Raw genomic sequence first — 18,779 nt, 5'->3', positions numbered from 1 at the left:
CTCCGGGCGTCTATTTTGAACCGTGGCGAGGCTTCGCAAAGCCCCTCCCCTTCCCGCCTTATTCGGCGGCCGGAGCCTGGTCCGTCATGTCCTGCAGCATCTGGTTCGCAGAACCTGCGCCCGTACCCTTGCGGCGTTCCTCGAGAATGAGGTCGTCGCGCGAGGTGGCGATGCGGCGGATCTGCGTCATGGTGCCACCGGTACCGGCCGGGATGAGACGGCCGACGATGACGTTTTCCTTGAGGCCCTGCAGCGTGTCCGTCTTGCCGGCAATCGCAGCTTCCGTGAGAACCTTGGTGGTTTCCTGGAAGGATGCGGCCGAAATGAAGGACGGCGTCTGCAGCGAAGCCTTGGTGATACCAAGCAGAACAGGATCGCCATAAGCCGGCTTCTTGCCCTCTTCGATCAGACGGTCATTCATGTCGTCCAGTTCGATACGGTCGACATTGTCGCCGACGATATACTGGCTGTCACCAGCATCGGTGATCTCAACCTTCTGCAGCATCTGGCGAACGATCACCTCGATGTGCTTGTCGTTGATCACAACGCCCTGCAGTCGGTAGACTTCCTGGATTTCGTTCACGAGGTAAGAAGCCAGAGCCTCCACGCCCTTGATCGCCAGAATGTCGTGCGGCGCCGGGTTACCGTCGAGGATGTATTCACCCTTTTCGATATAGTCGCCTTCCTGAAGGTGGAAGGGCTTGCCCTTCGGGATCAGGTATTCGACCGGCTCGACGCCGTCTTCCGCAGGCTCGATCATCACGCGACGCTTGTTCTTGTAGTCGCGGCCGAGGCGGATCGTACCATCGATCTCTGCGATGATGGCGTGGTCCTTCGGACGACGGGCTTCGAACAGTTCGGCAACGCGCGGCAGACCGCCGGTGATGTCCTTCGTCTTGGCGCTTTCCAGCGGCGAACGTGCAAGCACGTCACCCTGGGAGACCTTGGAACCCGGCTCAACCGACAGAATGGCGTCAACAGAGAGCTGGAAGCGGGCTTCGCCACCACGGGCAAGCTTCGCAACAGCACCGGACGCGTCCTTGATGACGATCGCGGGCTTGAGGTCCGAACCGCGCGGCGTCGAACGCCAGTCAATGACCTGACGCTTGGTGATGCCGGTGGATTCGTCGGTCGCTTCCAGAACGGAGAGGCCGTCGACGAGGTCTTCGAAGTGAACGGTACCTTCCACTTCCGTCATCATCGGACGGGTGTAGGGGTCCCATTCTGCAAGACGCTGGCCACGTTTTACCTTGTCGCCATCGTCCACGAAGATCTTGGAACCGTAAGCGACACGCTGCGAGGAACGTTCCGCGCCACGCTCATCGAGGATCGTAACGGACATGTTACGGCCCATGGCGATGAGAACGCCTTCGGAGTTCCGCAGGATGTTGCGGTTCTTGATCTGGATCGTGCCTTCATACGACGCTTCGAGGAACGACTGGTCGACCACGTTCGCCGTACCGCCAAGGTGGAACGTACGCATGGTGAGCTGCGTGCCCGGTTCACCGATCGACTGTGCGGCGATGACGCCGACGGCTTCGCCCATGTTGACAGGCGTACCGCGTGCAAGGTCACGACCGTAGCAGACGCCGCAGACGCCGATCTGCACTTCGCAGGTAAGCGCCGAACGGATGCGGACGGACTGGATGCCCGCCTTTTCAATGGCGGCCACATCGGCCTCATCGATAAGCGTACCGGCCTTGACGATGTTCTCGCCGGAAACCGGATGATCGATATCATCAAGAGCCGTACGGCCGAGGATACGTGCGCCGAGCGAGGCAACAACCTGACCGGCATCGACGATTGCCGTCATGGTGAGGCCCTTGTCGGTGCCGCAATCCACGGAGTTGACGATGCAATCCTGCGCGACGTCGACGAGACGACGGGTAAGGTAACCCGAGTTCGCCGTCTTCAGGGCGGTGTCTGCAAGACCCTTACGGGCACCGTGGGTCGAGTTGAAGTACTCGTTAACGGTCAGGCCTTCCTTGAAGTTCGAGATGATCGGCGTCTCGATGATTTCACCCGACGGCTTCGCCATCAGGCCGCGCATGCCGCCCAGCTGACGCATCTGGTTCGGAGAACCACGGGCACCCGAGTGGGACATCATGTAGATGGAGTTCATCGGCTTCTGGCGGCCCGTTTCCGGATCGAACTCGACAGCCTTGATGCGTGCCATCATTTCTTCGGCGACCTTTTCGGTCGCCTTGCCCCAGGCGTCGACAACCTTGTTGTACTTTTCGCCCTGGGTGATGAGACCATCATTGTACTGCTGTTCGTATTCCTTCACGAGAGCTTCGGTGTCGCCAACGATCTTCACCTTGCTGTCCGGAATGACCATGTCGTCCTTGCCGAACGAAATGCCGGCGCGGCAGGCGTGGCTGAAGCCGAGCTGCATGATGCGGTCGCAGAAGATGACCGTGTCTTTCTGGCCGCAATGACGATAGACCGTGTCGATCATCTTGGAGATGTTCTTCTTGGTCATTTCCTGGTTGCAGACGTCGAAAGGCACGTTGACGTTCTTCGGCAGAAGTTCGCCGATGAGCATACGGCCAGGGGTCGTCTCATGGATCTTCGAAACCGGCTTGCCATCGGCATCCACGGTCTTGAAGCGGCCGCGGATTTTGGCATGCAGCGTCACGACCTTGTTTTCAAGCGCGTGATGCAGTTCACCGATGTCGGAGAAGGCCATGCCTTCGCCCGGCTCGTTCTGGTTCATGATCGACAGGTAATACAGGCCGAGAACCATGTCCTGCGAAGGAACGATGATCGGGTGGCCGTTTGCCGGATGCAGGATGTTGTTGGTCGACATCATCAGCACGCGCGCTTCCAGCTGGGCTTCCAGCGAAAGCGGAACGTGAACAGCCATCTGGTCACCGTCGAAGTCGGCGTTGAAGGCCGTGCAGACGAGCGGGTGCAGCTGGATGGCCTTGCCTTCGACCAGCATCGGTTCGAAAGCCTGGATGCCCAGACGGTGCAGCGTCGGTGCGCGGTTCAGGAGAACCGGATGTTCGCGGATCACCTCGTCGAGGATATCCCAGACCTCGGGCTTTTCCTTTTCAACCAGCTTCTTGGCCTGCTTGACGGTCGAGGAGTAACCCTTGGCGTCGAGGCGGGCGTAGATGAACGGCTTGAACAGTTCGAGCGCCATCTTCTTCGGCAGGCCGCACTGGTGCAGCTTCAGTTCCGGACCGGTCACGATGACCGAACGGCCGGAATAGTCGACGCGCTTGCCGAGAAGGTTCTGGCGGAAGCGGCCCTGCTTGCCCTTGAGCATGTCGGAGAGCGACTTCAGCGGACGCTTGTTGGCACCCGTGATGACGCGACCGCGACGGCCGTTATCGAACAGCGCATCGACGGATTCCTGCAACATACGCTTTTCGTTGCGGATGATGATGCCCGGCGCACGAAGCTCGATCAGGCGCTTCAGACGGTTGTTACGGTTGATGACGCGGCGATAGAGATCGTTGAGGTCGGACGTCGCGAAACGGCCGCCATCCAGCGGAACCAGCGGACGCAGGTCCGGCGGGATCACAGGAACGACCTTCATGATCATCCATTCCGGACGGTTGCCGGATTCCATGAAGTTCTCGACGATCTTCAGGCGCTTCATCAGCTTCTTCTGCTTGAGATCAGACGTGGTCTCAGCAAGTTCGGCACGCAGGTCGCCGGCGATCTTTTCGAGGTTCATCGAAGCCAGCATCTCATAGATGGCTTCAGCGCCGATCATGGCGGTGAACTGGTCTTCGCCGAACTCGTCGACGGCAATCATGTACTCTTCTTCAGACAGAAGCTGGTTCTGCTTGAGCGAGGTAAGGCCGGGTTCGGTGACGATGTAGTTCTCGAAATAGAGAACGCGTTCGACATCCTTCAGCGTCATGTCGAGCAGGGTCGAGATACGCGAGGGAAGCGACTTCAGGAACCAGATGTGGGCAACCGGCGCTGCGAGCTCGATATGGCCCATGCGCTCACGGCGAACGCGCGACAGCGTCACTTCGACGCCGCACTTTTCGCAGATGATGCCCTTGTACTTCATGCGCTTGTACTTGCCGCACAGGCACTCATAGTCCTTGATCGGTCCGAAGATACGCGCGCAGAAAAGACCGTCACGCTCAGGCTTGAACGTACGGTAGTTGATGGTTTCCGGCTTCTTGATCTCGCCGTAGGACCACGACAGGATTTTTTCCGGCGAAGCGATCGAAATCCGGATGGAATCGAAATGCTGCGCAGGCACCTGAGGATTGAAAAGATTCATGACCTCTTGGTTCATGCCTTGTCTCCTTGAGAGGCTAGCTGCTGCCCCTGTTTGCATCCGGACCGGCTTCTTCCCGGGTCGCCGTCCAGAGCTTTAAATACGGATTAACCGCATAATGCGGCGAAAGTGTCCCGAACCGGCCAATACCGTCCGGGAAACCGGCAGGCGCCCTTGCAGGCGCCCGCCTCTATCGTCTTACTCCGCCGCGTCGGGCAGCTGGTCTTCGGGCTGGTTCTCGATCTTCGAGTTTTCCAGTTCGACCGAAAGACCCAGCGACCGCATTTCCTTGACGAGAACGTTGAAGCTCTCCGGAATACCGGCCTCGAAGGTGTCGTCGCCACGGACGATCGCTTCGTAGACCTTGGTGCGGCCCGCCACGTCGTCCGACTTGACGGTGAGCATTTCCTGCAGCGTGTAAGCCGCGCCGTATGCTTCCAGAGCCCAGACTTCCATTTCCCCGAAGCGCTGACCGCCGAACTGCGCCTTACCGCCCAGCGGCTGCTGGGTAACAAGCGAGTAAGGACCGATCGAGCGAGCGTGGATCTTGTCGTCGACAAGGTGGTTCAGCTTGATCATGTACATGTAGCCGACAGTGACCTTGCGGTCGAACGGCTCACCGGTACGACCGTCGTAAAGAACGGACTGACCGGATTCATGCAGACCTGCCTTCTTCAGCATCGCGGCGACGTCAGGCTCATGCGCACCGTCGAAGACCGGGGTCGCGATGGAAACACCGCGCTTGGCTTCTTCGGCAAGCTTGACAAGCGAGTCGTCATCGAAACTCTGAACCTCGTCATTGGCTTCAGACGCGTAGATTTCCGTCAGCTCACTGCGAAGCTCGCTGATGTCCATCGTCTTGCGATACTCTTCGAGCATCTCGCCGATCTTCTTGCCCATGCCTGCGCATGCCCATGCGAGGTGGGTTTCGAGGATCTGGCCGACGTTCATGCGCGAAGGCACGCCGAGCGGGTTCAAGCAGATGTCGACATGCGTGCCGTCTTCGAGGAACGGCATGTCCTCGACCGGAACGATGCGCGAGACAACGCCCTTGTTACCGTGACGGCCGGCCATCTTGTCGCCCGGCTGGATCTTGCGCTTAACGGCAACGAAGACCTTGACCATCTTCATCACGCCCGGAGGCATTTCATCGCCGCGCTGGACCTTTTCGACCTTGTCCATGAAGCGCTGTTCAAGGCGCGACTTGGATTCGTCGTACTGGCCGCGAAGCGCTTCCAGCTCGGACTGAGCCTTCTCGTCTTCGACAGCGAACATCCACCACTGCGAGCGGGGATATTCGGAGACGACGGCGTTGGAGAGCTCGACGCCCTTCTTGAAGCCCTTCGGACCGGCAATCGAAACCTGACCACGCAGCATGTCGATAAGACGGCCGTAGACGTTACGGTCGAGGATCGCCTGCTCGTCGTCGCGGTCCTTCGCTAAACGCTCGATCTCTTCGCGCTCGATAGCCATCGCGCGCTCGTCCTTCTCCACACCGTGACGGTTGAAGACGCGGACTTCCACGACCGTACCGAACGTGCCCGGAGGCATGCGCATGGAGGTGTCGCGAACGTCGGAAGCCTTTTCACCGAAGATGGCGCGCAGAAGCTTTTCTTCCGGCGTCATCGGGCTTTCGCCCTTCGGCGTGATCTTGCCGACGAGGATGTCGCCCGGCTGAACTTCCGCACCGATGTACACGATACCGGCTTCGTCGAGGTTCTTCAGCGCTTCTTCCGAAACGTTCGGAATGTCGCGCGTGATTTCTTCCGGACCAAGCTTCGTGTCGCGCGCCATCACTTCGAATTCTTCAATGTGGATGGAGGTGAACACGTCGTCGGAAACGATACGCTCCGACATCAGGATCGAGTCTTCGTAGTTGTAGCCGTTCCAGGGCATGAACGCGACAAGCGCGTTGCGGCCGAGAGCCAGATCGCCGAGGTCGGTCGACGGACCGTCCGCGATGATATCGCCCTTGGAGATGATGTCGCCGACGGAAACCAGCGGACGCTGGTTGACGCAGGTGTTCTGGTTCGAACGCTGGAACTTCTGCAGACGATAGATGTCAACACCGGACTTGCCGGCATCGAGGTCTTCCGTGGCGCGGATAACGATACGGGTCGCATCCACCTGATCGACGACACCGCCGCGACGGGACGCAATGGCAGCGCCGGAGTCACGGGCGACGATCGGCTCCATGCCGGTACCGACGAACGGCGCCTCGGCGCGCAGAAGCGGAACGGCCTGACGCTGCATGTTCGAGCCCATGAGAGCGCGGTTGGCGTCGTCGTTTTCCAGGAACGGAATGAGCGCCGCTGCGACCGAAACGAGCTGCTTCGGCGAAACGTCCATCAGGTTGATGTTGTCACGCGGTGCGAGCATAACTTCGCCCGAGTGACGGCAGACGACGAACTCTTCCGAGAACGAACCGTCTTCATTGAGCGGCGCGTTGGCCTGCGCGACGTAATACTTGGCCTCTTCCATCGCGGAGAGGTAGATCACGTCATTGGTCACCTTACCTTCGACGATCTTGCGGTACGGGCTTTCGATGAAGCCGTACTTGTTGACGCGGGCGAAGGTTGCAAGCGAGTTGATCAGACCGATGTTCGGGCCTTCCGGCGTTTCGATCGGGCAAATACGGCCGTAGTGGGTCGGGTGAACGTCGCGGACTTCAAAGCCTGCGCGCTCGCGGGTCAGACCACCCGGTCCAAGAGCCGAAAGGCGGCGCTTGTGGGTGATTTCCGAAAGCGGGTTCACCTGGTCCATGAACTGCGAAAGCTGCGAGGAACCGAAGAATTCGCGAACAGCGGCGGCCGCCGGCTTCGCGTTGATCAGGTCCTGCGGCATCACGGTGTCGATTTCGATCGAGGACATACGTTCCTTGATCGCACGTTCCATGCGCAGAAGGCCCAGACGATACTGGTTTTCCATCAGTTCGCCGACAGAACGGACACGACGGTTGCCGAGGTTGTCGATGTCGTCGATTTCGCCCTTGCCGTCGCGCAGTTCGACCAGCATCTTCACAACCGCGAGGATGTCTTCCTTGCGCAGCGTGCGCACGGTGTCTTCCGCATCGAGGTCGAGGCGCATGTTCATCTTGACGCGGCCGACGGCCGACAGATCGTAACGCTCTGCATCGAAGAACAGCGAGTTGAACATCGCTTCCGCCGATTCCATGGTCGGCGGCTCACCCGGACGCATGACGCGGTAGATATCGAACAGGGCTTCCTGACGGTTCTCGTTCTTGTCGGCAGACAGCGTGTTGCGGATATAGGCGCCAACATTGACGTGGTCGATGTTGAGGACCGGAATCTCGTCGAAGCCGGACTGCAGGATGAGACCGAGGGTCTTCTCGTCGATTTCATCGCCGGCTTCGAGATAGATTTCACCCGTCTCGTAGTTGACGATGTCTTCGGCCAGATAGTTGCCGTAAAGGTCTTCGTCGGTCGCCTTCAGCGCCTTCAGGCCCTTCTCCGTCAACTGACGGATCAGGCGCGGAGTCAGCTTCTTGCCGCCTTCGACCACGACTTCGCCGGTATCGGCGTCGATCATGTCGGTGATGACCTTGGCGTTCTTCAACGTCTCTGGCTGGAACGGAATGCGCCAGCCGTCGCCGTCGCGCTCATAGGAAGCCTTGGTGTAGAAGGTCGACAGAATGTCTTCGCCATCCATGCCAAGCGCCATCAGCAGCGAGGTCACGGGGATCTTGCGGCGACGGTCGATACGCGCATAGACAATGTCCTTGGCGTCGAACTCGATGTCGAGCCAGGAACCGCGATACGGGATGACGCGGGCAGCAAAGAGCAGCTTGCCGGAAGAATGGCTCTTGCCCTTGTCGTGATCGAAGAACACGCCCGGCGAACGGTGCATCTGCGAAACGATGACGCGCTCGGTGCCGTTGACGATGAACGTACCGTTATTGGTCATGAGCGGCATATCGCCCATGTAGACGGACTGTTCCTTGATGTCCTTGATGGACTTCGCGCCCGTATCTTCATCGATATCGAACACGATGAGACGCAGCGTCACTTTCAGCGGCGCTGCATAGGTCAGATCGCGCTGACGGCATTCCTCGACGTCGAACTTCGGCGCTTCGAATTCGTAGGACACGAATTCAAGCATGGACGCGCCCGAGAAATCGGTGATCGGGAATACGGATTTGAATACGGCATTCAATCCCTCGTCGGGACGGCCACCCTTGGGCTCGTCAACCATGAGAAACTGGTCATACGAAGCCTTCTGAACCTCGATGAGGTTCGGCATTTCCGCTACTTCTGGAATTTTGCCGAAAAACTTGCGTACGCGCCTGCGACCGTTAAACGAAAGGGTCTGAGCCATCGTCGCTCCTTTAAAATTGCATCCGGGCCTGCAACGGACGGGAACCGATGGCCAGTCGATCCCGTCAAGCAATGGGTATCATCAATCTCGTTCCACATCCCGGATCGATCAGGCCGGATTGCCTAGATGAGCCGGTTCGGAACCATTCTCTTGAAGAACCCATTACCCAAAAGCCATTTTCACGCGGCTTTTGGGTAATGAGTTTTAAAAACGATAACGACGGAAAGGGACATAAAGCCCCTTCCCGCCAGCAATCGCAAGATTACTTAACGTCAACCTTGGCGCCTGCGTCCTCAAGCTTCTTCTTGAGATCAGCAGCTTCAGCCTTGGAAACAGCTTCCTTGACCGGCTTCGGAGCGCCTTCGACGAGGTCCTTGGCTTCCTTGAGGCCGAGGCCGGTGATGCCGCGAACTTCCTTGATGACGTTGATCTTGTTGGCGCCAGCGTCAACCAGGATAACGTCGAACTCGGTCTTTTCTTCTTCAACAGCAGCAGCAACGCCAGCACCGCCAGCAGCAGCAACAGCTACCGGAGCAGCAGCGGAAACGCCCCACTTTTCTTCAAGAAGCTTCGACAGTTCTGCAGCTTCCAGAACGGTCAGCGAGGAGAGGTCTTCTACGATCTTTGCGAGATCAGCCATTTTGATAGTTCCTTTTGTTCAGTTCGAACCAGTTTGAATATTTACAGCGAAAAACCGCCTTAAGCGGCTTCGTCCTTCTTGGCGTAAGCCGAGAACACGCGGGCAAGCTGGCTTGCCGGTGCTGCAACAACCGTTGCGACGCGAGTTGCCGGGGCATTGAGAAGGCCCAGCAGCTTTGCACGCAGCTCGTCGAGCGAAGGCAGGGTCGCAAGCGACTTGACTGCTTCGGCGTTGAGCGTGGTTGCGCCCATGGCGCCGCCCAAAACAACGACCTTGTCGTTGGTCTTGGCGAAGTCCATGACGACTTTCGGAGCGATCATCGGGTCAGTGCTGTATGCAATCAGCGTCTGTCCCTTGAAGAGATTGGTCATCCCTTCCGACTCCGTACCCTGAAGAGCGATCTTGGCCAGGCGGTTCTTCGCGACCTTGACGGTGCCTCCGGCAGCGCGCATCTTCGAACGGAAGTCGTTCATCTGCGCAACGGTGACACCAGCATAGTGGGCCACGACAACCGAACCGGAAGCCTTGAAGACTTCGTTCAGCTCCGTGACGAATTCGCGTTTTTCCGCTCTTTCCACTGTCTGTCTCCAGTAGACGGGACCACATGATTGTGAACCCGTCGGGTTTGCCTTTGCCCCAAGGGACCTTTTTACAAAGATCCCGAGCGACGCTCGAGGATCCTGTCCCCCGCTCTGTCGCCGCAAACGGCTTCAGGCACAGGCACACCAGGTTCGAACCGGACAGTCAGACATCGAAAGATGCCTCAAATCCAGCCTCACCCGTCTCATGCAGGCTAAATGATTAAGGCCAAATCCCGAAAGACAAGGCCACCCGCAATCTCGGACAGGAGTTCCGGGTTTCCCCGGAAATCTCCGGCTCCCTGGGAGCCGGAAATTCTTTTATTCACGCCTCATGACGAAGCGCGAGAATTTATTAAGCGGTGACCGACGAAGGGTCGATCTTGACGCCCGGACCCATGGTCGAGGAGATCGCCACACGCTTGACGTAGTTGCCCTTGGCGCCAGTCGGCTTTGCCTTGATGACGGCGTCGGCAAAAGCCTTGATGTTTTCTTCAAGAGCCTTGGCGTCGAACGAAGCCTTGCCAACGCCAGCGTGTACGATACCGGCCTTTTCGACGCGGAATTCGACAGCGCCGCCCTTGGATGCCTTGACAGCACCGGCAACGTCCATGGTCACGGTTCCGACCTTCGGGTTCGGCATCATGCCACGCGGGCCGAGTACCTTGCCGAGACGGCCGACGAGCGGCATCATGTCCGGGGTCGCGATGCAACGATCGAAGTCGATCTTGCCGCCCTGAACGATTTCAACCAGCTCTTCCGCACCAACAACGTCAGCACCAGCAGCCGTGGCTTCATCAGCCTTGGCGCCACGTGCGAAGACGGCGACGCGAACGTCACGGCCGGTGCCGTTCGGCAGGTTGACAACGCCACGAACCATCTGGTCCGCATGGCGCGGGTCAACGCCGAGGTTCATCGAAACTTCAACGGTTTCGTCGAACTTGGCGACTGCACGTTCCTTGACCATCGAAATGGCGTCGGTGAGAACGTAGAGCTTGTTGGAATCCACGCCTTCGCGGATCTTCTGAATGCGCTTTGCTACCTTGGCCATGATCAACCTACCACTTCCAGGCCCATGGCGCGGGCAGAGCCCTCAACCATCGCCATTGCGCCTTCGATGTCGGCTGCGTTCAGATCCTTCATCTTGGCTTCAGCGATCGTCTTGACCTGAGCCTTGGTGATGGAACCGACCTTGGCGCCCTTGCCGGGCGTCTTGGAACCGGAGGTGATCTTAGCTTCCTTCTTCAGCCAATACGTCATCGGCGGCTGCTTCATGACGAAGGTGAAGGACTTGTCCTGGTAATAGGTGATGACGACCGGAATCGGCATACCCTTTTCCATTTCCTGCGTGGCGGCATTGAACGCCTTGCAGAATTCCATGATGTTAATGCCACGCTGACCAAGTGCCGGACCGATCGGCGGGGACGGATTGGCCGCCCCGGCCTTTACCTGCAACTTGAGCTGGCCTGCAACTTTCTTAGCCATATCTCTCTGCCCTTCAATTCAAACCGGTTTCCCGGCTTCTCTCAAGCCGGATTGCTCCGGCGGCTGCGGTTGCGTGGTGCGGCGCCCTGCCCCGGCTTAAAGAGCCAGTTAGCCTTCCACGCGCTTGGGGCTTCGCCCCGCCAATCAGACCTTTTCGACCTGATTGTATTCCAGCTCGACCGGTGTAGCGCGGCCGAAAATCGAAACTTCCACCTTCAGTCGCGACCGCTCTTCGTCGACATCCTGCACCACGCCGTTGAACGACGCGAAAGGACCGTCGGAAACGCGAACCTGCTCGCCGATCTCGAACGAAACCGAAGACTTCGGACGCTCGACACCTTCCTGAACCTGACCGAGGATACGCTCGGCTTCATAATCGGGAATCGGAACAGGCTTGCTGTCCGAACCGAGGAAACCGGTAACCTTCGGCGTGTTCTTGATGAGGTGATAGGCCTCATCCGTCAGGTTGGCGCGCACCAGCACGTAACCTGGAAAAAACTTGCGCTCGCTATCGACTTTGCGGCCGCGACGCACCTCGACCACCTTTTCGGTCGGCACGAGGATTTTCTCGAAAAGATGATCCAGACCCTTCTGACGGGCTTTCTCCTCGATCGACTCGGCGACCTTCTTTTCAAAATTCGAATATGCGTGAACGATATACCAGCGCGCTGCCATTTTTATTCTCCGTTCGATCCTTCTACCGGGTCCTTGAGCGTGCCGTTACCGGCCTACACTCAGCACCAGGCTGAGCAGCCAGCCGATGAGCTGGTCCGCAGCAAAGAAGAACAGAGCCGCAAAAATGACCATCACCAGCACCATAGCCGTCGAAATCATGGTCTCGCGGCGCGACGGCCAGGTGATTTTTGACGCTTCGGCGCGAACCTGCTGCAGAAACGTAAACGGATTGGTTTTGGATGCCATTGACTGCCCACGCAATTACGGCGCGTAAAGCCGATACTGATCAGCCCCACGCACCGCGTGTCTGTTTTGACCCTACATAAACACCGATTCCCTTTTTAACAAGAGGAAATCGACATTCCGCGAAATTCGCCGGAAATCCGGCACCCATCTGCCATGCAGCGAGAACCCGCGCTTGCGAATGGAAAGTGGCAGGGGCAGAGGGGCTCGAACCCCCGACCTGCGGTTTTGGAGACCGCCGCTCTACCAACTGAGCTATACCCCTTGATCACCTGAACCGGCAGCGAAAATCGCTTGGCCAATTCGGTATGCGCTCCTTTAAGGTGCAGGGGAAAGAATGGCAAGTGTGTTTTTTGTTTTTTCCACTCCGCCCCCGAAAATCGTGCACCCGTCAGGGTTTGACGTATTTCCGCCAGTCATGTTCTTCCCTGAAACCCAGAACTTCGCGAATCTTGCGGTTGGAGATCAATCCCTCATGATCCCCGATATCGCGACGAAATTGCACGTCAGGGAAATATGTCCGCGCAAGCTCTCGCGTGGGAACCGTCGCCGTCACAGTATCATTGACGGCGTTGAAGACCTGATAGCCGAGACCGTCCTTCTCGACGCACAAATGACAGATCTGACCGAGATCACGCGCGTCGATGTAACCCCAGGCATTGCGTTTACGCGTCTCCGGACGGGCAAAGAAATCGGGAAATTTCTCATATTCATGAGGTTCGATGACATTACCGATTCGCAGCGCGTAAATGTCGTATCCGCTCCGCTCTGCAAAGGCCCGCGCGGTCTTTTCATTCACCACCTTCGACAGTCCGTATGAATCCATCGGATCGACGTCGTAGTCCTCCTCAAGCGGGAAATGATGGAAGTCCTTATCACCTTCAGCAAAGCAGACGCCATACGTGGTCTCGCTCGATGCGATGACGATCTTGCGAATACCAAGCTTCACCGCGGCTTCGATAACATTGTAGGTTCCCATCGTATTGATGCGGAACGTCTCGTTATCAGGCTTTATCAAAATGCGGGGAACGGCGGCAAAATGGATCACCGCGTCATAGGGCAGAACGCCCTTCCCGCTTTCAAGCTCGGCAAAGTTGCTATGCATCGACAGGGCATTAAAGACCTGCCCGCTGTCGCTGATATCGACGATGAGATTGGTCACGCCCGGCCTGTCGAGAGGCACGAGATCGATGTTGTGAACCTCATACCCTTTGTCGATAAGCCAAGGAATTACATGCCTTCCCGCCTTGCCGGAACCGCCGGTAAATAGAATGCGCTTTTTCATGATACTCCTCATTATCTCCCCGGCAATGAAGTAGCAGCCCGGACAGAAGAACGAAAGCTATTCTTCCCTCTGAACCGCGTGGCACAAAACAAAAAACCCCGCTGTCTCCAGCGGGGTTTTCTCAAATCCCTTGCGGGAAAAGATTACTCGACGATCGAGGCAACGATGCCGGCGCCGACGGTACGGCCGCCTTCGCGGATAGCGAAGCGCAGCTTTTCTTCCATCGCGATCGGAACGATCAGCTCGACGTCAACGGTGACGTTGTCGCCAGGCATAACCATTTCCGTGCCTTCAGGAAGCGTCACGATGCCCGTCACGTCCGTCGTGCGGAAGTAGAACTGCGGACGGTAGTTCGTGAAGAACGGCGTATGACGGCCGCCTTCTTCCTTCGTCAGGATGTAGGCTTCTGCCTTGAACTTCTTGTGCGGCTTGACCGAACCCGGCTTGCACAGGATCTGGCCACGCTCGACGCCGTCACGGTTAACACCGCGAACCAGTGCGCCGATGTTGTCGCCGGCCTGGCCCTGGTCGAGCAGCTTGCGGAACATTTCAACGCCGGTAACAGTCGTCTTCGACGTCGGACGGATGCCGACGATTTCGACTTCTTCACCAACCTTGACGATACCGCGCTCAACGCGACCCGTCACAACCGTACCACGGCCCGAGATCGATAACACGTCTTCAATCGGCATCAGGAACGGCTGGTCGATCGGACGCTCAGGCGTCGGGATGTAGGCGTCAACCGCAGCCATCAGCTCGCGGATCGCGTCTTCACCGATCTTCTTGTCGCTGTCTTCAAGAGCAGCAAGCGCCGAACCCTTGATGATCGGAATATCGTCGCCCGGGAAGTCGTAGGACGACAGAAGTTCGCGAACTTCAAGCTCGACGAGCTCCAGAAGCTCGGCGTCGTCAACCTGGTCGACCTTGTTCAGGAACACGACGATCGCAGGAACGCCGACCTGACGGGCAAGCAGGATGTGCTCGCGGGTCTGCGGCATCGGGCCGTCAGCGGCCGAGCAAACCAGGATCGCGCCGTCCATCTGCGCAGCGCCCGTGATCATGTTCTTCACGTAGTCGGCGTGGCCGGGGCAGTCAACGTGAGCGTAGTGACGGTTCGGCGTCTCATACTCAACGTGCGCCGTCGAAATCGTGATACCACGCGCCTTTTCTTCCGGAGCGGCGTCGATCTGGTCATACGCCTTGAACTCGCCGAAGAACTTCGTGATTGCCGCCGTCAGCGACGTCTTGCCATGGTCAACGTGACCGATCGTGCCAATGTTGACGTGCGGCTTCGTCCGCTCAAACTTGCTCTTTGCCATGTGAATTGCTTCCTGTGAACGTGAAGTAGTTTCCCCGGCGCACCGGTTTGGTGTCGCCGTTTAAGGCTTTGTAAGCGAATGCGCAAGACTTAATTGTGAAAGCGTCTTCGCGCGCGCCCAAAGCGTGCCTTGAGGCCTGTATATGGTATCTGATCTGCGACATTCAAACCGTCACGAGGGCGAAGCCGGCGCCGGCCCGGCGGCTCCCTTCTGCGCAATAGTCGATCACTAAATAAGATATTTCCATCACAACTTCTTTACCTGCACCGGCATGATGGCTTAAGGACATGTCATCGCCGGGGAGAGGCGGGCGACTGGAATCCGTCGCGGGCGCGCCGTCCATGCCATATCTCGATCCGTCGCCTCCTTCGCGACCTCTGCACCGCCTCAGGACCATCCCATGGAAATCTTCACAGCCGCCGGCTTCACGGCATTCCTACAGGTCATCGCAATCGACCTCGTGCTGGCGGGCGACAACGCCATCGTCATCGGCCTTGCCGCAGCCGGTCTGCCCGCTCACCTTCGCCGCAAGGCGATCCTGGTCGGCATCATCGCCGCCACGGTTCTTCGCATCGGCTTTGCCGCCGTCACCGTGCAGCTTCTCGCCATTGTCGGCCTGCAATTGTTCGGCGGCCTGCTTCTTGCCTGGGTGTGCTGGAAGATGTGGGTCGAACTGCGTGAGGCCGCAGGCTCTATCGAAGACGAGGTCACGGACGAAGAGGCCGACCTGACCAAGGGTCATAAGACCTTTTTCCAGGCCGCGACCCAGATCGTCATCGCCGACGTTTCCATGTCGCTGGACAACGTCCTTGCCGTCGCCGGCGCTGCGCAGGAACATGTGACGGTGCTTATCATCGGCCTCGTCGTTTCAATTGCGCTCATGGGCCTTGCCGCCAACTTCGTCGCCAAGCTGCTGCACCGCTATCGCTGGATTTCCTATCTCGGCCTGATGGTCATCATCTATGTGGCCCTTAACATGCTGTATCACGGTACGCTCGAGGTTCTGCCCCATCTCCAGACCTATCTGAGTTGAAACAGCCACCAGAAACGCTTCTACAGAAGGCCCGGAGACAGCCGTTTCCGGGCCTTTTCCATGACTTGCGCCGATGAAGCCGCCCCACCGTCGCGGGACAGGAAGAATCAACCGCAGCACTTGCTGCAACATCGGGAGAGAACAGGGAAATCGTAAATTTTCGCAGATTGATTCTGGCAATTGAGGTCAGGCACGGGCAAGCCTAGGGAGCTAATCAATAAGTCATAACAATAAAAAGAAAGGTAAAGCTGCCAATGGCTTATGACTGGAGCGGCGGACGTACCCGCCGCCTTCGCAGGGTGAGGTTCGGCGTTGTCGCCAGTTCTCTCATCCTGCTGGCGCTTCTTGCGTCGCTCGTTCTTGGCTGAACGCGCCGCGCGCGCACTTCCACGCTGACCGGCGGCATGGCAAGGTTGTCACAAACCGCCCTGCCGCCGCTCCTTTGCGGAAACGAGCAAACGTTTAGGATTTTTTGGTCTCGATGCAATGAACCGGCTGCTTCATCTGCGGATCGGCCATCAGATCGTAAAGATCCGCCTCCTCGCCCTTCGACCACCAGACATAAATGCCGCCCTGATATTTGGCTCCCGACCCGGAAATGACATTTGCGGCAACGGTGACGCCATCCTTCAGCCCCAGCCGTACGAGGCTGATCTCCCCGGCATTGAAATAGACGACCTCCACCTTGTCGGCAGCGCATTGGTAGACTGTCTCCACCTTTTCGACCGTCGTGTCATTTGGAAGCGGAATCACCAGCTCTTCAGCCATGGCGCCGGTCGCAATCGACATGGAAAAAGCTGCAAGCCAGGTCGTGGCAACGGATTTTTTCATGATGACCCTTTCCTGATTTCACCGAACCATAGGGTCACGCCAGCAAAGCCGAAATGGGGCGGCCGTCTCTCAACACCTCAAATTTTTTGGGAATATCAGCCTCATAGGCGAACCTGGGGCTTTCTCGCCAAACAAGCCTTGCGGCAGTTTCATTCAGGCCGGCAAGCCTGGTAAAAACTATCGAAACAGCCAATAAACCACGCCAAGGATCACCGTCCACATCAACAGCGATATGGCCAGCACGGTGAGATAGTTTCGAAATCGTCTGGTCATCAGCCCACATTGCCAGCGAACCGTCATCGGACAGCCGCAGCCGTTGAATTGCTGGCTGCGGATCAATCCGCAGTATCAGGTCTTTCTATCAAGAGACTGAATCGCAAGCCATTCGCAGATTTTACCCGCCCGAAAACGGGGTTGCTCCCAGCCACGGATTTCCAACCATCAAGGAACGGACTGATCCGCGACAAGCCTTGATCGCGGACAAAGCGAGATATGCGCATCTGCCGGCGAATGGCGGCAGGTGAAACGATCACGACCGAACGACTCACGCGTTATCCAAAGTCGTGTCGGATAACGCGCCAATGCCGGAGGTACTTGGCCACCCTGTCTCAGCTCTTCAGGGCCGTGTTGCACAGGCTCCAGTAGCCGCCGCCCTTCTGGATCCATTTCAGATCGCCGAGCGTGCCGTCATTCTTGTTCTTGTGGTAAGAGTCGGCACAGGTTTTCAGGCGCGCTTTTGCGGGCGTCTCGCTTGAATATTTCTTATCGACCGCACGCGGGAAAGCGACGCCCCTGGGAGCTTTTATCGTCGCTTTTTCAGGTTCTTTTTCTGTCGTGGCCGCGACCTGCTTGTCGTCGGCCGCATCCTCGGCGGCCGCCTCGCTGCCGCAGAACTTGGCGCGATAGTCGTTCCACTTGACGTCCTTGGCAGACCCGTCGGCTTTCGCCGCCTGATATTTCGCGCTGCACTCCTTCATGGTGAGTGCGGCTGCGGGGGAGACAAACGCCGCCGATGTCAGCAGCGCAAAGGATGAGAGAATGACAACCCTGTTAAACATTGAAGGCTCCCGTTTGCATGATTGCCGGGCGACTATCTGACCGGATTTTGCACTTGTCAACGAGCAGTGCGGCAGGGATACAAAGTCCTGTTGATCGGGCGTAAAACGCACTCATCGCACACAGCGTTTTCCCGATGAAGCCGACGTCGCAGAATCACGTCTTCGTGTGGCGTCAAGCCTCCAGCGGAACGAATTTCCTAAGTTTTCGTTAGCATACCGAACGAATAACGAGGATTTATCGATGTTGAGGATGCCGAAGACCATCTCCGCGCTCGCTCTTGGCGTCGCGATATCTGCCGCTGCGGTCGTTCCCGCCAACGCGCTGAGCCTCATACCGCCAGCCTACAAAACACAGGCGCAGGCTTCAGATGAGCGAGGCTATCCCGCCTCTGCCTTTGCGGCGGGGAAAGGCGAAGAGGCCGTGTCCAACGGCTACGCCTTGTCGCCAGCCGAGATCAACCATATAAAATGGTGTGCGGCGCGTTACGCATCCTACCATCCCACGGACAACAGCTATAGGGCGCCTGCCGGTACACGAACGCAATGCCGCTCGCCCTACTGAATCGACTGAGGCCTGGGCTGGATCTCCAGCCGGGCCGCTGCCGGGAAGATAAAATTTACCTTAAATTCTATTGATCTGAACCTTTATCCCCGCAAGCCGTTCATGCGCCTGCCAACGGGGAAAACGCGATGTCATGGAATCTGGAAAAGCTTGAGCAGGAGCGACTTGACCTGATCAAGGTGATTGCCGCCCTGCGCCGCGTTGAGCGCCTGTCGCAAACGGACCGGACCTCGCTCTTTAAGGAAATCACGGCCCATATGGAACGGTTGAGCGAGCTGGACGCGGAAAAACCGCGAATCCAGTCTACCCTTGAGGCATTCTGAAGACGATTGCGCAGGGCCAGAACCCACAGATACAGTCAGGCCCCATCGCAAAGCGCAGACGGAACGCCATCCCACAGTTGAAAAGTGCCAAAAGACGGGCGCATGTTTCCGCCGAAACAAACAAGGCCACGAAATAAGCGCCAAAGAAAATCGAGTGATGATG

16 protein-coding genes and 1 tRNA gene are annotated in these 18,779 nt (G+C 57.8%); 3 read left to right on the top strand and 14 right to left on the bottom strand.

Features of this window, described 5'->3' with window-relative positions; all coding sequences use genetic code 11:
* Positions 1-58: 58 nt before the first annotated feature.
* The 11 genes from rpoC to tuf all read right to left on the bottom strand — a co-directional run bounded on the left by rpoC (position 59) and on the right by tuf (position 14,809).
* Positions 59-4,267 (bottom strand): DNA-directed RNA polymerase subunit beta', encoded by a 4,209-nt coding sequence (gene rpoC, locus AGR1_RS04085; RefSeq protein WP_080790400.1) that lies wholly within the window; start codon positions 4,265-4,267, stop codon positions 59-61.
* Between the two features lie 180 nt (positions 4,268-4,447).
* The gene (rpoB, locus tag AGR1_RS04080) at positions 4,448-8,584 is read right to left on the bottom strand and encodes a DNA-directed RNA polymerase subunit beta (protein WP_080790399.1); all 4,137 of its coding nucleotides are present in this window, start codon (positions 8,582-8,584) and stop codon (positions 4,448-4,450) included.
* Positions 8,585-8,846: 262 nt separating this feature from the next.
* Positions 8,847-9,224 (bottom strand): 50S ribosomal protein L7/L12, encoded by a 378-nt coding sequence (gene rplL / locus AGR1_RS04075; RefSeq protein WP_077981787.1) that lies wholly within the window; start codon positions 9,222-9,224, stop codon positions 8,847-8,849.
* A gap of 59 nt (positions 9,225-9,283) precedes the next feature.
* Entirely contained in the window at positions 9,284-9,802 is a 519-nt protein-coding gene (rplJ, locus tag AGR1_RS04070; protein WP_004442637.1) for a 50S ribosomal protein L10, read from the bottom strand.
* A gap of 355 nt (positions 9,803-10,157) precedes the next feature.
* Complete coding sequence (rplA, locus tag AGR1_RS04065; RefSeq protein WP_149146273.1) at positions 10,158-10,853, bottom strand: 50S ribosomal protein L1; 696 nt, start codon at positions 10,851-10,853, stop codon at positions 10,158-10,160.
* Between the two features lie 2 nt (positions 10,854-10,855).
* Positions 10,856-11,287 (bottom strand): 50S ribosomal protein L11, encoded by a 432-nt coding sequence (gene rplK, locus AGR1_RS04060; RefSeq protein WP_003523723.1) that lies wholly within the window; start codon positions 11,285-11,287, stop codon positions 10,856-10,858.
* Between the two features lie 144 nt (positions 11,288-11,431).
* Positions 11,432-11,962: a transcription termination/antitermination protein NusG gene (gene nusG, locus AGR1_RS04055; protein WP_003523721.1), complete on the bottom strand. Its 531-nt coding sequence runs from the start codon at positions 11,960-11,962 to the stop codon at positions 11,432-11,434.
* A gap of 45 nt (positions 11,963-12,007) precedes the next feature.
* Positions 12,008-12,208: a preprotein translocase subunit SecE gene (secE, locus tag AGR1_RS04050; RefSeq protein WP_042618546.1), complete on the bottom strand. Its 201-nt coding sequence runs from the start codon at positions 12,206-12,208 to the stop codon at positions 12,008-12,010.
* 186 nt (positions 12,209-12,394) lie between these two features.
* Positions 12,395-12,470, bottom strand: a tRNA-Trp gene (locus AGR1_RS04045).
* Between the two features lie 126 nt (positions 12,471-12,596).
* The gene (locus tag AGR1_RS04040; protein ID WP_080790397.1) at positions 12,597-13,490 is read right to left on the bottom strand and encodes an NAD(P)-dependent oxidoreductase; all 894 of its coding nucleotides are present in this window, start codon (positions 13,488-13,490) and stop codon (positions 12,597-12,599) included.
* A gap of 143 nt (positions 13,491-13,633) precedes the next feature.
* Entirely contained in the window at positions 13,634-14,809 is a 1,176-nt protein-coding gene (tuf, locus tag AGR1_RS04035; RefSeq protein ID WP_149146272.1) for an elongation factor Tu, read from the bottom strand.
* A 400-nt stretch (positions 14,810-15,209) separates the two neighbouring features.
* On the opposite strand from tuf, the gene AGR1_RS04030 reads away from it, so the two are divergent.
* Complete coding sequence (locus tag AGR1_RS04030; protein ID WP_077981759.1) at positions 15,210-15,842, top strand: TerC family protein; 633 nt, start codon at positions 15,210-15,212, stop codon at positions 15,840-15,842.
* Between the two features lie 462 nt (positions 15,843-16,304).
* Here AGR1_RS04030 and AGR1_RS04015 read toward each other — a convergent pair whose 3' ends face one another.
* The 3 genes from AGR1_RS04015 to AGR1_RS04005 all read right to left on the bottom strand — a co-directional run bounded on the left by AGR1_RS04015 (position 16,305) and on the right by AGR1_RS04005 (position 17,731).
* The gene (locus tag AGR1_RS04015) at positions 16,305-16,673 is read right to left on the bottom strand and encodes an MliC family protein (RefSeq protein WP_149146271.1); all 369 of its coding nucleotides are present in this window, start codon (positions 16,671-16,673) and stop codon (positions 16,305-16,307) included.
* Between the two features lie 34 nt (positions 16,674-16,707).
* A complete protein-coding gene (locus AGR1_RS04010; protein ID WP_149146270.1) occupies positions 16,708-16,956 on the bottom strand; it encodes a hypothetical protein in 249 nt (82 codons plus the stop codon).
* A gap of 325 nt (positions 16,957-17,281) precedes the next feature.
* On the bottom strand, positions 17,282-17,731 hold the full coding sequence (locus tag AGR1_RS04005) for a hypothetical protein (protein WP_149147271.1): 450 nt from the start codon (positions 17,729-17,731) through the stop codon (positions 17,282-17,284).
* A 241-nt stretch (positions 17,732-17,972) separates the two neighbouring features.
* On the opposite strand from AGR1_RS04005, the gene AGR1_RS04000 reads away from it, so the two are divergent.
* A complete protein-coding gene (locus AGR1_RS04000; protein WP_149146269.1) occupies positions 17,973-18,293 on the top strand; it encodes a BA14K family protein in 321 nt (106 codons plus the stop codon).
* Between the two features lie 128 nt (positions 18,294-18,421).
* Positions 18,422-18,616 carry a hypothetical protein gene (locus tag AGR1_RS03995; RefSeq protein ID WP_149146268.1) on the top strand — a complete coding sequence of 65 codons (195 nt, stop codon included), beginning with the start codon at positions 18,422-18,424 and terminating at the stop codon, positions 18,614-18,616.
* Positions 18,617-18,779 lie beyond the last annotated feature (163 nt).

The organism is Agrobacterium sp. B1(2019), from assembly GCF_008274755.1.
Taxonomy (GTDB): domain Bacteria; phylum Pseudomonadota; class Alphaproteobacteria; order Rhizobiales; family Rhizobiaceae; genus Agrobacterium; species Agrobacterium salinitolerans.
Note: the sequence above shows the minus strand (reverse complement) of the source record. Positions and strands in the feature narration are given on the sequence as shown.

What these genes read in the sequence shown, in the direction of transcription:
- AGR1_RS04000 (WP_149146269.1), top strand. Translation starts at nt 17,973, where the DNA reads ATGTTGAGGATGCCGAAGACCATCTCCGCGCTCGCTCTTGGCGTCGCG.
- AGR1_RS03995 (WP_149146268.1), top strand. Translation starts at nt 18,422, where the DNA reads ATGTCATGGAATCTGGAAAAGCTTGAGCAGGAGCGACTTGACCTGATC.
- AGR1_RS04015 (WP_149146271.1), bottom strand. Translation starts at nt 16,673, where the DNA reads ATGAAAAAATCCGTTGCCACGACCTGGCTTGCAGCTTTTTCCATGTCG.
- AGR1_RS04005 (WP_149147271.1), bottom strand. Translation starts at nt 17,731, where the DNA reads ATGTTTAACAGGGTTGTCATTCTCTCATCCTTTGCGCTGCTGACATCG.
- rplA (WP_149146273.1), bottom strand. Translation starts at nt 10,853, where the DNA reads ATGGCCAAGGTAGCAAAGCGCATTCAGAAGATCCGCGAAGGCGTGGAT.
- AGR1_RS04010 (WP_149146270.1), bottom strand. Translation starts at nt 16,956, where the DNA reads ATGTGGGCTGATGACCAGACGATTTCGAAACTATCTCACCGTGCTGGC.
- nusG (WP_003523721.1), bottom strand. Translation starts at nt 11,962, where the DNA reads ATGGCAGCGCGCTGGTATATCGTTCACGCATATTCGAATTTTGAAAAG.
- AGR1_RS04040 (WP_080790397.1), bottom strand. Translation starts at nt 13,490, where the DNA reads ATGAAAAAGCGCATTCTATTTACCGGCGGTTCCGGCAAGGCGGGAAGG.
- rpoC (WP_080790400.1), bottom strand. Translation starts at nt 4,267, where the DNA reads ATGAACCAAGAGGTCATGAATCTTTTCAATCCTCAGGTGCCTGCGCAG.
- secE (WP_042618546.1), bottom strand. Translation starts at nt 12,208, where the DNA reads ATGGCATCCAAAACCAATCCGTTTACGTTTCTGCAGCAGGTTCGCGCC.
- rplL (WP_077981787.1), bottom strand. Translation starts at nt 9,224, where the DNA reads ATGGCTGATCTCGCAAAGATCGTAGAAGACCTCTCCTCGCTGACCGTT.
- rpoB (WP_080790399.1), bottom strand. Translation starts at nt 8,584, where the DNA reads ATGGCTCAGACCCTTTCGTTTAACGGTCGCAGGCGCGTACGCAAGTTT.
- tuf (WP_149146272.1), bottom strand. Translation starts at nt 14,809, where the DNA reads ATGGCAAAGAGCAAGTTTGAGCGGACGAAGCCGCACGTCAACATTGGC.
- AGR1_RS04030 (WP_077981759.1), top strand. Translation starts at nt 15,210, where the DNA reads ATGGAAATCTTCACAGCCGCCGGCTTCACGGCATTCCTACAGGTCATC.
- rplK (WP_003523723.1), bottom strand. Translation starts at nt 11,287, where the DNA reads ATGGCTAAGAAAGTTGCAGGCCAGCTCAAGTTGCAGGTAAAGGCCGGG.